The sequence below is a fragment of the Tenacibaculum profundi genome, assembly GCF_052050075.1.
Classification (GTDB): Bacteria; Bacteroidota; Bacteroidia; order Flavobacteriales; family Flavobacteriaceae; genus Polaribacter.
In genome coordinates, this window is sequence record NZ_CP197225.1 from 121,165 (window position 1) to 137,272 (window position 16,108).

Below are 16,108 nucleotides of genomic sequence, written 5' to 3' on the forward strand. Positions count from 1 at the left end.
TTGAGTTTGTTAGCTGTCAATTTAATTTTGTATCTTAAATAAAAAACTTCATATATTACATAATAATATACTATTTTTGCGCCAAATTTAAGTAGCAAAATGCAATCAATAAGAAATATCGCTATTATAGCACACGTCGACCATGGAAAAACAACTTTGGTTGATAAAATAATAGACCAGGCTAAAATTTTAGATGAGCGAAAGGAGCGTACAGATTTATTACTAGATAATAATGATCTTGAGAGAGAACGCGGAATTACTATCTTGTCAAAGAATGTATCGGTTAATTATAAGGGTGTTAAAATTAATGTAATAGATACACCTGGGCACGCCGATTTTGGTGGTGAAGTAGAGCGTGTGTTAAAAATGGCCGATGGTGTCCTTTTATTGGTTGATGCGTTTGAAGGTCCTATGCCTCAAACTCGTTTTGTTTTAGGAAAAGCAATTGAATTAGGGTTAACACCTGTTGTAGTTGTAAACAAAGTCGATAAAGAAAATTGTACTCCTGACTTGGTTCATGAAAAAGTTTTTGATTTAATGTTTGCCCTTGATGCAACTGAAGAACAACTTGAGTTCACCACCATATATGGTTCAGCTAAAAACGGCTGGATGAGTAAAAATTGGCAAGAACCAACAGAAGATATAATTCCGTTGCTAGACGCTGTTTTAGAAACTATTCCTGAAGCGCCTTATAGAGAAGGTTCTCCTCAAATGCAAATTACGTCATTGGATTATTCTTCATTTAAAGGAAGAATAGCCATTGGGCGAGTATTTAGAGGTGATTTGGAGAAAAACAAAGACTATATGCTTTGTAAGTCAGATGGGTCAACTAAAAAAGTTCGTATTAAAGAACTTCATGTTTTTGAAGGGATGGGAAAAGTTGAAGCAGATAAGGTTAGAAGTGGAGATATATGTGCTATAACGGGTATAGATGACTTCGAAATAGGTGATACGATTGCTGATTTAGAATCACCAGAAGCAATGCCAAGAATAGAGGTTGATAAACCTACTATGAGTATGCTATTTACAATTAATAATTCTCCATTTTATGGAAAAGAAGGAAAGTATGTAACTTCGCGTCATTTAAGAGATCGTCTTTATAAAGAAACTGAAAAAAACTTAGCCTTAAGAGTTGAGGATACGGATACAGAGGATAAGTTTAATGTTTTTGGTAGAGGAATTTTACACTTATCGGTACTAATTGAAACAATGAGACGTGAAGGTTATGAATTGCAAGTAGGAAGACCACAGGTAATCTTAAAAGATATAGATGGGGTAAAGAGTGAACCATACGAAACATTAGTGATTGATGTGCCAGAAGATTTAGCTAGTAAGGCAATTAATCTTGTCACTATGAGGAAGGGGGATTTGTTAGTAATGGAACCCAAAGGTGATTTGCAACACTTAGAATTTGATATACCATCAAGAGGTTTAATAGGATTAAGGAATAAATTATTAACAGCTACACAAGGAGAGGCAATTATCAATCATCGTTTAAGAGGATATGACGCCTATAAAGGCGAATTTTCTGACTTAGTAAACGGTGCAATAATATCTTCTGAAGCGGGAAAGGCTACAGCATATGCTATAGATCGTCTTCAAGATAGAGGAAGATTTTTTATTGATCCTAATCAAGAAATATATAAGGGACAGGTTGTTGGAGAAAATGCGAAGCAAGACGATTTAGCAGTTAATTTAATAAAAGGTAAAAAATTAACAAACGTAAGAGCTTCAGGCTCTGATGATGGAGTTAAAATTGCACCTAAAATAGATATGTCGCTCGAGGAGTGTATGGAGTATATTAAAGATGATGAATATTTAGAGGTAACCCCAGAAAGTTTACGTTTACGAAAAATCAATTTTGTGAAATAATTGTATATGTAATAATATCTTAAAATATTTCCTTAGTTTTACCAAGAGTTATTGACATAAAAAACCCATTATAAATGATCATTTATAATGGGTTTTTCGCTCGACATGAGCTTTTTTATAAATTTAGTAATGAGTTTTTCTATCGTAATTTTAAATCTGTAATTATATGATTTAAGTGACTTATTTATAGTGTTTTTATCCTATTTATCTATGTTAATTAACCATTTGTGTGTTATTTTTCACATTTTAAAAATTATCGTTTAATATTTTTTTTGTCGTGAAGATATTTTTGAAATAAATTATATTTGGATGGGTTTAAGCTAATATATTTATTTGTAAGTGGGTTTTCATTATTTTTTTTGTATTGATAAAGTATGTGTTTTTTGGAACAATAAAGTGAATTTACTTTTTTGTTTAATATTTTTATCTTTTAATGTTCTTGGTTTTAAAGGGGAATCAGATGTTAATGGTGATGGTGTCGTTGTAACCTATCATAAATATATTGATTCTGAGGATGAAAAATTACTCGATTCAATTTTAACAAGGTTAAGGTCTAGGAAGCTTACTTTTAAAGAAGATTCAATTAATAGTAAAATATTGTATTTAAGAGGTGTTAAAAACCTTAAGCTTTTGCGATATAAAAAAGCTATAAAATATTATTTAAAGGCATATGAATTGGCTGAGAATTATGAGGATTGTCTTTTATTGGGGTTGGTTAAAAATGATTTAGGAGTTATTTCCTCAAAAATGAATGAGGATGCTACAATTACTGAAGTTTATTATAAAGAGGCCATTGATTATTTTAAAAAATCAGATAGAAAAGTTCAAGAATTAGATACATATTATAATTTAACGATATTAAATAAGAAGAATAAAAACTGTAAAAATGTTCTTGAATACTCAGAATTATGTATAAACTTAATAAAAAAAACAAAAAAAAGATCTGATTTATTGAATACACTTTATGTTATTAAAGCAGATTGTTATATTGCAACAAAAGATTTTGAAAATGCTAAGAGATCATTTATATCTGCAGATAGTTTTATAGTGAATACAGGACCTGAAAGATTCTTATACTTTTTGAAGTATGCAAAGTTTTTAGAATCAAATAGAGAGTTTAGTAAAGCTAATACTCTTTATAAAAAGGTAGTTTCTTTAAAAAGTGAACAAAATAAAGAGAATGAAAGAAACTTAAAAGAAGCTTTTGAAAGAGAACTAAGCTTAGAAAATAAACTAAAAAAAGATAATCAAATAATAATTAATTCGCAAAGAAAAATATTATACTTGAGTAGTGTAATTATAGTTGTATTAGTTTTATCTTTAATTTCAGTTTTTTATTTAAGAAAAAAAAATAGAGAAAGAAATAAAAGCATATTTCATTTAAATGAGAAATTAAAAAAATTAATAGCTAATCTAGAAGACAAAAATAAAAAACTAGAAAACAATAAAAATGAAATAGAACAACTCTTAAAACTAAACGAACAAGCTTTGTTTTCACGTATTCTTAAAATTTCAACATATAATGATACCCTTAATAAAATAATCGAGCAAATAGATTCTTTTTATGACAACAATTCATTTAAATCTTCCTTTCTTGCTACTATTAGAAGTAAACTTATTAGTTTGGTTTGCGAAGAAGAATTATGGAAAGATTTCAAAGTTCAATTTGAAAAAATTCGTCCAAGTTTTTTTACTAAATTAAAAGAGATAGCGCCTAATTTATCTGTTAATGATTTAAAGCACTGCACCTATATTGTTTCAAATTTAAAAAGTAAAGAAGTAGCTCAATTAATCAATGTTTCTCCTAGAAGCGTTGAAACAGCCAGGTATCGAGTTAAAAAGAAAATAGGTCTTGATAAGGAAGAAAATTTATACGATTTTTTAAGCAATCTTTAAATTCTTTCAAAATTTTAGCGAATCAATACCTATTTTTTCGCTATGTTACTAAATTGTTATTTTTATAAAAAAAAACATATATATAATGATAATCATTAATTTTGTGATTCTATTTTATGTTTTTTTTGTTAAAAATATAATTTTTAAGGTTAAGTGTTTTTATATTATGACTAGAAGATTTACTTTTAAATTTATCTTATCATTTCTTTGTTTATTTTTTTATGATATTAATGTATTTTCATTCATACAGGATAAAAATGGGGCAATCAGTGTGGAGAATTATCAAAATAAGGTTATTGATATTTTTAATAATTTTAAAGAGACAGAGGATACTTCAGATATTGAGGTTTTACGTAAGTTCTTGAAAAAAAATAACGAACTTAAATTAACAGATACTATAAATAGTTATATTTTATATCTAAACGGTGTTTATGAAGCAATAACGCTACATAGGTATAAAGAGGCTGATAAAATTCTAGAAGAATCCTATAAGCTTGCAGTCAAAACTGAAAACAAGTTGCTACAAGGTTATATATTTAATGATAGAGCTGTTCTAATCAATTATATATATAAAAACTACGAAAAGTCAGATTTGTTATATCGAAAAGCAATAGAGTGTTTTGAAAAAGTCAATAATAAAAACAAGTTGATTGAAATATATTATAATTTGACAGTTAATTCTAGGGAGTTGCAAAACTATAAAAAGGCATTGAAGTATGCTGAAACTTGTCTGAATCTTATCGGTGATAATGAAGAGTTATTAATTTATTATAAGAGACTTTATTACTTAATAGCAGATACCTATATAAAATTAAATAAATATAAAAGAGCCGAATATTATATTAATATTCTAGAAAAAAAATTGCAAAAAAGTAATCATAAAAACAAAGAAAGAACATATGCTTGGTATTATGAAGCAAAAGCTAATTTAAATGCTTCAAAAGGAGAAAACAAACTTGCTGTTGATGATTTAAAAAAAGCGATTCTTTCATGGAGAAAGTTAAGTAGTTTTAATATCAAATCAATTGAAGAATCTTACAAGAGAGAATTAGACTTAGAACAAAAACTACGAATAGAAAACAAAAAGACGATAAAAAATCAAAAAAAAATTCTTTTAGTTGGTCTAACAGCAATAGTATTACTTTTCATGATCATTTTTTTATTGATTCTTTTTTTTAAAAAAAATAGCCGAAAAAATAATCAAATAACAGAGTTAAATAAGGAATTAAATAGTTTAATTATAGATTTAAAAAACAATAATATTAAATTAAATAAAAAAAATAGGGAGATTGAAGATTTACTTAAATTAAATGAAAAAACGCTCTTTTCTCGTGTTCTAAAAATTTCAACATATACAGATACAATTAGGAAAATTAGTTTAGAAATTGATGATTATATGAATAAGAACTCTTCTGCTTCTTCTTATGTTATGAAAATTAGAAATAAATTAGAATTATTAATTTCAGAAGATGAATTATGGGAAGACTTTAAGTTTCAGTTTGAAAAAATTAGACCAGATTTTTTTGATAAAGTAAAAAAGTTAGCTCCTGATTTATCGGTAAATGACTTAAAGCACTGTACTTATATTGTATCAAATTTGAAAAGTAAAGAAGTTGCTCAACTAATAAATATATCACCAAGAAGTGTTGATACAACAAGATATAGAATCAAAAAAAAAATAGGACTAAATAAAGATGAAAGTTTATATGATTTTTTATCGAGTTTATGAATTATTTCTTTAGAACATCTTTCTTATAAAACAAGATCAACAATTATGAAATTGAGCTTTATTTGAAATAATATCAAAAAATAATAATTAAATAAATAAGTGATAAAAAATATTTAAACAAGAATTCTTATTCATCATACATCTTTTATGATGTAATAACTAACTGAAGAAAGATCATGGTTAATCGTCGAAAAAAAAAAGAATTTAAATATAAAATTATTTCTTTCAGGAAATATCCATGAACTTAAGTTATAGTTAATTTATTTTCAATTAAGTAAATATGTAAATTAGAAGAGAAAAAATATTAATAATTCAGTTTTACACAAAAAAAGAAACAAAGTGCGTAAAATTAACTTTTTAAATAAGTGTTTGATTATATATTTCTTTATTCTGATGAAGAGTATAGTCCTTGGAGCTACAGCAGATAAGGGAAAAACAAAAAGTCTAAGTAGTGATGATAAAATTTTAACAGCCTTTTATTCATTCCAAAAAACAGAGGATACGAGGATTCTTGATACTCTTTTTAGATATATAAAGATTAATAACATTAATGTAAAAGAAGATTCTATTAAAAGTAAATTATATTATTTACGAGGAGTCTGTTGTTATATGAATAAAAATTTTGAAAAGTCTGGTTTTTTTTTTAACAAAGCGTTGACTTTAATTCAAAATTCAAAAGATCATTTTTTTTTAGGATTAGTTAATAATGCTGTTGGAGCCAATGAGGTCTTAAAAAATAAAAATTTTTTAAAGGCCAGAGATTATTATAAAAAAGCACTATTCCATTTAGAAAAAACAAAACAAAAGCAGCATATAATTGATACTTACTATAATCTTTTTATGAATTCAAGAGATCTTTGTCAATGGGAATCATCAATAAAATATGTGATGTCTTGTCTCGATTTAATGAAAGAGATTAAATCGGAAAGAAATATAGTTAGAATTTACGCTCGAACAGGAGATAGTTATGTTAAATTGGGAGATTATGCTAATGCAGTTTCTTATTTTAAAAAAGCAGAGCAGTTTCTTGATGAAAATAATCTTTTTGATAATAGTTTAATTAATTATGTTTATGGTGAGTATTATTCTGCTCGAAATAAATTTAAAAAGGCATCAAACTATTTTAAAAAGTCTCGAAATATTAGTGTTAAAATGCACTTTAAGCAACAGGCACTATTAAGTAAATCTTTTGCTAAAGAATTAGACTTAGAAAGTAAACTTAAAAAGGATAAAGAAATCATAATAAAAGCACAAAGAAGGTCCATGTTTTTAGGAAGTATTTCGTTGATTTTTTTGGTTTTACTTGTTTCTGTTTTATTTTTCAATTCAAAAAGAGACAGGAAGAAAAAAAGAGAAATAATAGATTTGAATAAAAAATTAAGTTCGTTAATAGTGGAAATGAAAGAGAAAAATATTTTATTGAAAGACAAAAAAAGCGAAATTGAAAATTTATTGAAATTAAATGAGCAATCTTTATTTTCAAGAGTTTTAAAAATTTCAACATATAACGATAATATACGAAATATAAGTAAGGATATTGATGCCTATGTAGACACTAATTCTTCTGCTTCCAAATATTTAATAGGCATTAAAAAAAAGCTTAATATTCTTATTTCTGAAGAAGAGTTATGGGATGATTTTAAAGTTCAATTTGAAAAAAACCGTCCAGAGTTCTTTGAAAAGTTAAAAAATGTAGCACCCGATTTATCTGTAAATGATTTAAAACACTGTACTTATATTGTATCAAATTTGAAAAGTAAAGAGGTTGCACAAATGATAAATGTATCTCCAAGAAGCGTTGAAACAACAAGGTATAGGATAAAGAAAAAAATAGGGTTGGACAAAGAAGATAGTTTATACAATTTATTAAATAACTTGTAAATAGAGTGTTATTTTTCAAAAAAGAATATTTTTTAATAGAACCAAATAATTATTTGGTAATTAAAATAATTTTTAGAATATTTGCTTAATAATTTTAAATAGAATGAATTTTATTCAATTACATCACCATCATTTTCATACTTGCACTCAGGCGAGCTGAAAATGTATTGAATAAAAATTAAAATATATTTTAACCCGTTTGAGTAAATCAAACGGGTTTTTTATTTCTATACTATCAAGAAATAAACTTTCCAAGAAGATTTACTCAAACAAAAAAAACTAAAATGAGTAAATTAAAAATAGCCATACAGAAATCAGGAAGATTAAATCAAGATTCTCTACAAATTTTGAAGGACTGTGGTATTTCAATTGACAATGGAAAGGATCAGCTTAAAGCTTCTTCTAGCAATTTCCCACTTGAAGTTTTTTATTTAAGAAACGGCGATATTCCTCAGTATTTGAAGGATGGAGTTGTTGATATTGCCATTATTGGTGAAAACTTATTGATAGAAAAGGGTGAAGAAATCAACTTTATTGAAAAGCTCGGTTTCTCAAAATGTAAAGTCTCCTTAGCAATTCCAAAAGGTGAAGTTTATGACGGGATACAATATTTTCAAGGAAAGAAAATAGCAACTTCATACCCGAAAACGGTAAGTGATTATTTAAGTGAAAACAGTATTGATGCACAATTGCACATTATTAATGGATCGGTTGAGATAGCTCCTAACATAGGTTTAGCAGGTGGTATTTGCGATATAGTTTCAAGTGGTTCTACACTATTCAAAAACAATTTAAAAGAAGTAGAAGTAATTTTAAAATCTGAAGCGGTTTTGGCGGTTTCTCCAAAAATTGAAAGCTCAAAACAAGAAATACTTGATAAGCTTCAATTTAGATTACAGTCTGTTTTAAAAGGACGACAATCGAGATATGTTTTATTGAATGCACCAAATGATAAATTGGAAGAGATAATCAATATTCTTCCTGGAATGAGGAGTCCGACAGTATTACCTTTAGCTGAAAAAGGCTGGAGTTCAGTACACTCAGTGCTTAATAAGAATGAATTTTGGGAAATAATAGACGAATTAAAAAAGTCGGGAGCAGAAGGTATTTTAGTGTGTCCAATTGAAAAAATGGTGATGTAATATGGACAATCTAATGAATATAATTACAAATCCAGATAAAAGCTCTCTTCAAAGTTTAACAAAAAGAGTGCTACTAAATAATGAAGGTTTAACCGAAAAGGTTCAAAGTGTTTTATCGAAAGTTAAAATAAAAGGAGATACAGCTATTAAAGAGTATACAAAGCAATTTGATGGTGTTGTTCTTGATGGTCTTTTGGTTTCAAATGAAGAATTAATTGAAGCTGAAAACTTGGTAGAGAATTGTTTAAAAGAAGCAATTAAGTTGGCACAATCAAATATATTGAAGTTTCATACTTCGCAAATAAGTGAAGAAAGCATTGTTGAAACAACAGAAGGAGTCAATTGCTGGAGAAAAAGTGTTCCTGTAGAAAAGGTAGGATTATACATTCCTGGAGGATCAGCTCCTTTATTCTCAACAATTTTAATGCTAGGTGTACCAGCGAAATTAGCCGGATGTGAAGAAATTATCCTTTGTACTCCACCAAATAAAGAAGGAAAGGTTAATCCGGTGATTTTATACACAGCCTCTTTGGTTGGTGTTACAAAAATTTTCAAAATAGGAGGTGCACAGGCAATAGCAGCAATGGCTTTTGGAACAGAAACGATTCCCAATGTATATAAAATTTTAGGGCCAGGAAATCAGTTTGTAACAAAGGCAAAGGAGTTGGTTCAACAAAAAGGAGTGGCCATTGATATGCCAGCAGGCCCTAGTGAAGTTTTGGTTATTGCTGACGAAACGGCGAATCCTGAATATGTGGCAGCGGACTTACTATCACAGGCAGAACACGGACCAGATAGTCAGGCTTTGTTGGTTACAATTAACGAGAATTTAGCCAAAGACGTGGTAGAAGAAGTTCAAAAACAATTAAATCAGTTACCAAGAAAGGAAATAGCTGAGAAAGCTATAGCAAACAGCTTTGTTTTGGTTTTAGAAAATGAGGAAGAATGTCTTGAATTTAGCAATAAATATGCCCCTGAACACTTAATTATTGCTTCAGATAGTCCAGAGAAATTCATTGGAGGAATTGTGAATGCAGGTTCAGTCTTCTTGGGAAATTATAGCTGTGAAAGTGCTGGAGATTATGCTAGTGGAACAAACCATACTTTGCCAACAAATGGATTTGCAAGAAATTATAGCGGAGTTTCTTTAGATAGCTTTGTGAAGAAAATTACTTTTCAAAAAGTAACGAAAACAGGAATTAAAAATATAGGAAATGCCATTGAATTAATGGCAAGTGCAGAAGGTTTAGAAGCGCACAAAAATGCTATAACTGTAAGACTAAAAGATATTGAAAATGTTTAAGTTGAATTCATTAATACGACCCAACATAGTAAAGCTAGAAGTATATTCTTCTGCTCGAAATGAGTTTAAAGGAGAAGCAAAAGTATTTCTAGATGCCAATGAGAATCCTTTTGGAGAATTGAATAGATATCCTGATCCGAATCAGTCAGAAATAAAGAAAGAACTTTCAAAAATTAAAAAAGTAGATAACAACCAAGTGTTTATTGGTAATGGAAGCGATGAAGTTATTGATTTAGTTTTTCGAATTTTTTGTGAGCCAGGAGTAGATAAGGCACTAACATTTTCACCAACTTATGGTATGTATGATGTTTCCGCTTCAATTAATAATGTGGAATTAATTAAAGTTCCATTAGATGAAAATTTTGAAATTGATACGAATGCTTTGAATTCGCATATCGATAATGAAAACTTAAAACTTATTTTTATTTGTTCTCCAAATAACCCAACAGGGAATTGTTTTGATAAGTCTTCAGTTGATTACATATTAAATAATTTCAAAGGTATTGTGATAATTGACGAGGCGTACATAGATTTTAGCTTAGAAGAATCTTATACTTCTAAAGTAAACAATTATCCTAACTTAATAGTTTGTCAAACATTTAGTAAGGCTTGGGGATTGGCAGGTGTAAGAGTAGGAGTAGCATACTCGAATGCTAATATCATTGATTGGTTTAAGAAAGTAAAACCTCCATATAATGTGAGTACCTTAAATCAACAAGCAGTTTTAGAAAGATTAGATAATAAGGTACAATTCGAAATAGAAAAGAATCTTATTCTTAATGAAAAGGAGAAGCTTATAAAACGATTTGAAGCGTTGGATATGGTAAAGAAAATATATCCTTCACAAGCTAATTTTATATTGATTGAAGTAGTTAATGCAAATGAAATCTATCAAATTTTGGTAGCTCAAAAAATTATTACCAGAAACAGGAATAAGGTGGTTAGAAATTGTTTACGGATTACTGTGGGTAGCAAAGAAGAAAATGATCAACTAATCAATGCTATGAAATTATTAGTAAAAAAACAATAACTGCAAAAACTTAATATAACTCAGAAAGATGAAAAGAGTATTATTTATAGATAGAGACGGAACATTAATCAAGGAACCAGCTGATGAACAAGTAGATTCGTTTGAGAAATTGGTTTTCTACCCTAAAGTGTTTCAAGGCTTAGGTAGAATAGCCAAAGAGTTAGATTTTGAGCTTGTATTAGTCACCAATCAAGATGGATTGGGTACTGAAGTTTATCCAGAAAATACATTTTGGCCTGTTCAAAACTTTGTAATGAATACACTTAAAGAGGAAGGTATTGTATTCACCAATGAAATAATTGATAGAACTTTTGCAAAAGATAATCAACCGACTCGAAAGCCTAATACTGGGTTGTTAACAAAATATTTTTCCGATGAGTATGATTTGGCGAATTCATTTGTTATCGGAGATCGATTGACAGATGTCGAATTGGCCAAGAATTTAAATGCAAAAGCAATCTATATTAATGATGAAACTTATTTTGGTTCTGATGAAATTACAGTAAAACGAAAAGAATTAGATAGAGTCATAGCGTTGGAAAGTAATGATTGGAATGCAATTTATGAATTTTTGAAATTAGAAGACAGAAGTGCTGAAATTACAAGAAACACAAACGAAACAAAAATAAGTATCCAGTTAAATTTAGATGGTACTGGTAAGAGTAATATTAATACTGGAATTGGATTTTTTGATCATATGTTGGATCAAATAGCTCGTCATGGACAAATGGATTTAGATATTAAAGTTATCGGAGATTTAGAAGTAGATGAGCACCATACAATTGAAGATACCGCTATAGCTTTAGGAGAAGTTTTTTCAAAAGCTTTAGGTAGAAAGTTAGGTGTTGAACGCTATGGTTTTTGTTTACCAATGGATGATTGTTTAGCGCAAGTGGCAATTGATTTTGGAGGTAGAAGCTGGTTGGTTTGGGAAGCTCAATTTAAAAGAGAAATGATTGGTAAAATGCCTACAGAAATGTTTTATCACTTTTTCAAATCCTTCACAGATGGCGCAAAATGCAATCTAAACATTAAGGCTGAAGGAACAAACGAACACCATAAAATAGAAGCGATATTCAAGTCTTTTGCAAAAGCTATTAAGGTAGCTGTGAAAAGAGATACTGATAAAATGATATTACCATCAACGAAAGGTGTGTTATATTAATCAATGGTTGTCAATAATCAATAAATAATTTTAACTAATAACTGATAACTGATAATTGAAAATGATAGTGATAATAAAATATAATGCCGGAAATATAAGATCTGTCCAAAATGCGCTTTTAAGATTAGGATATAAAAGTGTTATTACAGATAATCATGCTGAGATCTCAAAAGCAGATAAAGTTATATTTCCCGGTGTGGGTGAAGCAAGTTCCGCAATGGCCTATTTGAGAGAAAAGCAATTGGATACGTTGATTGTTTCTTTAAAACAACCTGTATTGGGTATTTGTCTTGGTTTACAACTTTTATGTAAAGATTCGGAAGAGGGAAATACAAAATGTTTAGGTGTGTTTAATACTTCTACCAAGCGTTTCCCCCCAGAAGATAAAGTCCCTCATATGGGATGGAATAATTTTAAAATGAGTGCGAAATCTGATTTATTTAAAGAAATGCCATCAGAGAATGACGTGTATTATGTACATGGATATTATGCAGAAGTATGTGATGATACTATTGCAACTGGCGATTATATAAAGCCTTTTAGTTCCATTATGAAAAAGGGGAATTTTTACGCTATGCAATTCCATCCAGAAAAATCAGCAAATGTAGGAGAAAAACTATTAAAGAACTTTTTAGAAATTAAATAATGAGAATTATACCAGCAATTGACATTATAGACGGAAAGTGTGTACGCTTAACTAAAGGGGATTATAATACTAAAAAAGTGTATAATGAAAACCCCGTTGAAATCGCCAAGGAGTTTGAAGATAATGGAATTCAGTATTTACATTTAGTAGATTTAGATGGAGCGAAATCTAGTCATATTGTAAATCACAAAGTATTAGAGGCAATCGCATCCAAAACGAGATTAATCATAGATTTTGGCGGAGGATTAAAATCTGAAGAAGATGCACAAATCGCATTTGAAAGCGGAGCGAGCCAAATAACAGGAGGTAGCATTGCCGTGAAATATCCTGATATTTTTATGAACTGGATCAACCTTTATGGAAGTGAGAAAATAATTCTGGGAGCAGATTGTATTGATAGAAAGATAGCAACACACGGTTGGCTTGAGAAATCTGAGCTAGATGTTATTGATTTTATAAAGAAATATAAATCGAAAGGAGTTAAGAACTGTATTTGTACTGATGTAGCTAAAGATGGAATGTTGCAAGGTACTTCGGTTAAATTGTATAAGGAGATAAACAAAGAAACGAAAGTTAATTTAATAGCTAGTGGTGGAGTTGCAAACATGAATGACCTTTATGAATTGAAAGAAATAGGCTGTAGTGGAGCTATTTTGGGAAAAGCTATTTACGAAGGGAAAATAACATTAAAAGAACTACAAGAATTATGCTAAAAAAGAGAATTATTCCTTGTTTGGATATCAAGAATGGGCGAACGGTTAAAGGTGTAAACTTTATGGATATTCGTGATGCAGGAGATCCTATTGAATTGGCCAAACGGTATGTATTGCAAGGCGCTGATGAATTAGTGTTTTTAGATATCACAGCAACCTTAGAAAATAGAAAAACCTTAGTAAATCTTGTGGAAAGAATAGCGAAGGAAATTAATATTCCGTTTACAGTAGGGGGAGGTATAAGTTCTGTTGATGATGCGTTAGTATTAATTAAAGCGGGCGCAGATAAAATAAGTATTAATTCTTCCGCAGTTAAGAATCCTCAGTTAATAGTCGATTTAAAGGAACGATTTGGAAGTCAGTTTGTCGTTGTAGCAATTGATACTAAAAATGTTGACGGTGTTTGGAAGGTGTTTACAAAAGGAGGAACTTTTGAAACAGATTTAAAAACTTTAGACTGGGCAAAAGAGGTAGAAGATTTAGGAGCAGGTGAAATATTGCTAACTTCAATGAGTAGTGACGGAACCAAAGATGGTTTTGATATAGAAGTTACTAAGGCAGTAAGTACTTCGGTAAATATTCCAGTGATAGCTTCCGGAGGGGCAGGTAAGGTTGAGCATTTTGATGAAGTGTTTATAAAAACAGAAGCGAGTGCGGGTTTGGCTGCTAGTATTTTTCACTTTGGAGAAATACCCATACCGACATTAAAAAAAGAATTGAAACAAAAAAATATTCCCATACGATGCATATAGATTTTTTAAAAGTAAATGGCTTAGTTCCAGTAATCATTCAAGATGAAGTCACTTTACAGGTATTAATGCTTGGCTATATGAATGAAGAAGCATTTGAAAAAACACAAAAAGAAGGAGTGGTTACTTTTTATAGCCGGACAAAAGAACGTTTATGGACGAAAGGAGAAACTTCAGGTAACTTTTTGTATGTAAAAAAAATTCAAATAGATTGTGATAAAGACACTTTATTAATTCAAGTTACACCGAAAGGTCCAACATGTCACAAAGGAATAACAAGTTGTTTCGGGGAAGAAGTGAATAAAGGTTTTTTATATAAACTAGAAGAAATTATTCACGACAGAATAGATAATAATATTGAAGAATCTTATACAAATAAACTTTATAAAAGAGGTATTAATAAGGTGGCTCAGAAGGTAGGTGAAGAAGCAGTGGAATTAGTTATTGAATCCAAAGACGACAATGATGAGCTCTTTAAAAATGAAGCAGCTGATTTGTTATACCATTATCTACTACTATTAAAATCTAAGGGTATGAGATTAAATGACATTGAAGAGGTTCTGAAGGCTAGAAATTAAAATATTTTGGATTTAAACTACTATATAAGCTTTGGGTGTTTTTGTTGTAAAAATATAAAATTATAGTTGTAACACATATAGTAAATTAGTTTACAGATATTTTAAAAGCAGTAAAATTCAGAGATAACTTTTTATTAAGAGCCATTCGCTATTGTTTTTTTGTTTAATTTTTTTAACATTTTGTTAAACAAATTTTGTTTAAATTTGTTTGAATCAGTTTTTTAGGTTGTGATGATTTTTTAAATGAAGTACAACTTTACTGTAGTTTGAATAAAAATAAACAAAGTCTGAACTAACCGAATATAGACTCAAAAAAAGAAGTAGGTATAATTTAAAACAATTAGCAATGTTAACTAATAATTTAAAAATGATTGTGATACTTGGATTGGTAGTTTTTTCAACATTTATTTCATGTGATGATTCTGATGATGATTCAGTTGTTCTAATGCCAAAGAATATTGTAGAATTAGCTTCTGCTTCAACTGATTTAAGTTCGCTAGTAGCGGCTATACAAAAAGCAGGGTTAGTAGAAACCCTCTCTGCAGATGGTACACTAACGGTTTTTGCTCCAACTAATGCGGCTTTTCAGTCTTTATTAGATTCTAATAGTGATTGGAATTCATTAGAAGACATTCCAATGGACTTGTTAACAAATGTTCTTAAGTTTCACGTGTTAGATCAAAAAGTGACCTCTGATGATTTATCTGATTCCTATGTCAAAACATTGGCTGTTGGTCCAAATGAAGAGAGTTTATCTTTACAAATTGAAACTACTGAAGCCATTGAATTTAATGGAGATTCAAAACCAATTACTGCTAATTTAGAAGCAAAGAATGGTATTGTTCACATAATAGATAAAGTAATGTTGCCTCCAAATGTTGTTACCACAGCAATTAATAATTCAAACTTTTCAATGCTTGTAGCAGCTTTAACAGATAGTAGACATGCAACAGATTTTGCATCTATTTTAAATGGAGATGGTCCGTTTACTATTTTTGCTCCAACTAATGATGCTTTTCAGGTATTGCTAGATAGTAATTCAGCGTGGAGCAGTTTGACAGATATACCAATTGAAACTTTAGATACCGTTTTAAAGTATCATGTTGTAAATGCTGCTAATGTTCAATCTAAGCAACTTCAAGATAATCAAGAAATAAAAATGTTTAGTTCTGATAAAATTACTGTTGATTTGACAAATGGAACTAAATTGAAAACTTCAAGTGGTCAAATAGTTACTATAAGTGCAACGGATATTCAGGGTATCAACGGAGTAATTCACGTCGTAGATGCCGTTTTACTTCCATAACTTTAATAATCTTAACTTTTTTACTTCAAATATCGGTGTAATTTTGTTGTTATGCCGATTTTACTTCTTTTAGAAAAAGCTTTTGAAATTTATTATAT

The 16,108-nt window shown here is 29.3% G+C and carries 13 protein-coding genes; all 13 read left to right on the forward strand.

Annotation, left to right across the window (positions count from 1 at the left end):
- Window positions 1-99 precede the first annotated feature (99 nt).
- The 13 genes from typA to ACSIGE_RS00420 all read left to right on the forward strand — a co-directional run bounded on the left by typA (window position 100) and on the right by ACSIGE_RS00420 (window position 16,010).
- Complete coding sequence (typA, locus tag ACSIGE_RS00360) at window positions 100-1,872, forward strand: translational GTPase TypA (RefSeq protein WP_440880815.1); 1,773 nt, start codon at window positions 100-102, stop codon at window positions 1,870-1,872.
- A 396-nt stretch (window positions 1,873-2,268) separates the two neighbouring features.
- Window positions 2,269-3,768 carry a transcriptional regulator gene (locus ACSIGE_RS00365; RefSeq protein ID WP_440880816.1) on the forward strand — a complete coding sequence of 500 codons (1,500 nt, stop codon included), beginning with the start codon at window positions 2,269-2,271 and terminating at the stop codon, window positions 3,766-3,768.
- A gap of 271 nt (window positions 3,769-4,039) precedes the next feature.
- The gene (locus tag ACSIGE_RS00370) at window positions 4,040-5,497 is read left to right on the forward strand and encodes a hypothetical protein (protein WP_440880817.1); all 1,458 of its coding nucleotides are present in this window, start codon (window positions 4,040-4,042) and stop codon (window positions 5,495-5,497) included.
- Between the two features lie 393 nt (window positions 5,498-5,890).
- On the forward strand, window positions 5,891-7,378 hold the full coding sequence (locus tag ACSIGE_RS00375; protein ID WP_440880818.1) for a tetratricopeptide repeat protein: 1,488 nt from the start codon (window positions 5,891-5,893) through the stop codon (window positions 7,376-7,378).
- Window positions 7,379-7,662: 284 nt separating this feature from the next.
- Window positions 7,663-8,520, forward strand: a complete 858-nt coding sequence (hisG, locus tag ACSIGE_RS00380; RefSeq protein ID WP_440880819.1) for an ATP phosphoribosyltransferase — start codon at window positions 7,663-7,665, stop codon at window positions 8,518-8,520.
- A gap of 13 nt (window positions 8,521-8,533) precedes the next feature.
- Window positions 8,534-9,823, forward strand: a complete 1,290-nt coding sequence (gene hisD / locus ACSIGE_RS00385) for a histidinol dehydrogenase (RefSeq protein ID WP_440882229.1) — start codon at window positions 8,534-8,536, stop codon at window positions 9,821-9,823.
- Window positions 9,816-10,853 (forward strand): histidinol-phosphate transaminase, encoded by a 1,038-nt coding sequence (hisC, locus tag ACSIGE_RS00390; protein WP_440880820.1) that lies wholly within the window; start codon window positions 9,816-9,818, stop codon window positions 10,851-10,853. The genes hisD and hisC overlap by 8 nt, the downstream gene beginning before the upstream one ends.
- A 28-nt stretch (window positions 10,854-10,881) precedes the next feature.
- Window positions 10,882-12,018: a bifunctional histidinol-phosphatase/imidazoleglycerol-phosphate dehydratase HisB gene (hisB, locus tag ACSIGE_RS00395; protein WP_440880821.1), complete on the forward strand. Its 1,137-nt coding sequence runs from the start codon at window positions 10,882-10,884 to the stop codon at window positions 12,016-12,018.
- A gap of 61 nt (window positions 12,019-12,079) precedes the next feature.
- Entirely contained in the window at window positions 12,080-12,664 is a 585-nt protein-coding gene (gene hisH / locus ACSIGE_RS00400) for an imidazole glycerol phosphate synthase subunit HisH (RefSeq protein WP_440880822.1), read from the forward strand.
- Window positions 12,664-13,377, forward strand: a complete 714-nt coding sequence (gene hisA / locus ACSIGE_RS00405) for a 1-(5-phosphoribosyl)-5-[(5-phosphoribosylamino)methylideneamino]imidazole-4-carboxamide isomerase (protein WP_440880823.1) — start codon at window positions 12,664-12,666, stop codon at window positions 13,375-13,377. The genes hisH and hisA overlap by 1 nt, the downstream gene beginning before the upstream one ends.
- The gene (hisF, locus tag ACSIGE_RS00410) at window positions 13,371-14,129 is read left to right on the forward strand and encodes an imidazole glycerol phosphate synthase subunit HisF (protein ID WP_440880824.1); all 759 of its coding nucleotides are present in this window, start codon (window positions 13,371-13,373) and stop codon (window positions 14,127-14,129) included. The genes hisA and hisF overlap by 7 nt, the downstream gene beginning before the upstream one ends.
- The gene (gene hisIE, locus ACSIGE_RS00415) at window positions 14,120-14,704 is read left to right on the forward strand and encodes a bifunctional phosphoribosyl-AMP cyclohydrolase/phosphoribosyl-ATP diphosphatase HisIE (protein WP_440880825.1); all 585 of its coding nucleotides are present in this window, start codon (window positions 14,120-14,122) and stop codon (window positions 14,702-14,704) included. Before hisF ends, hisIE begins: the two co-directional genes overlap by 10 nt.
- Window positions 14,705-15,071: 367 nt before the next feature.
- Window positions 15,072-16,010, forward strand: coding sequence for a fasciclin domain-containing protein (locus tag ACSIGE_RS00420; protein WP_440880826.1), 939 nt, complete (start codon window positions 15,072-15,074; stop codon window positions 16,008-16,010).
- The last annotated feature ends 98 nt before the right edge of the window (window positions 16,011-16,108 follow it).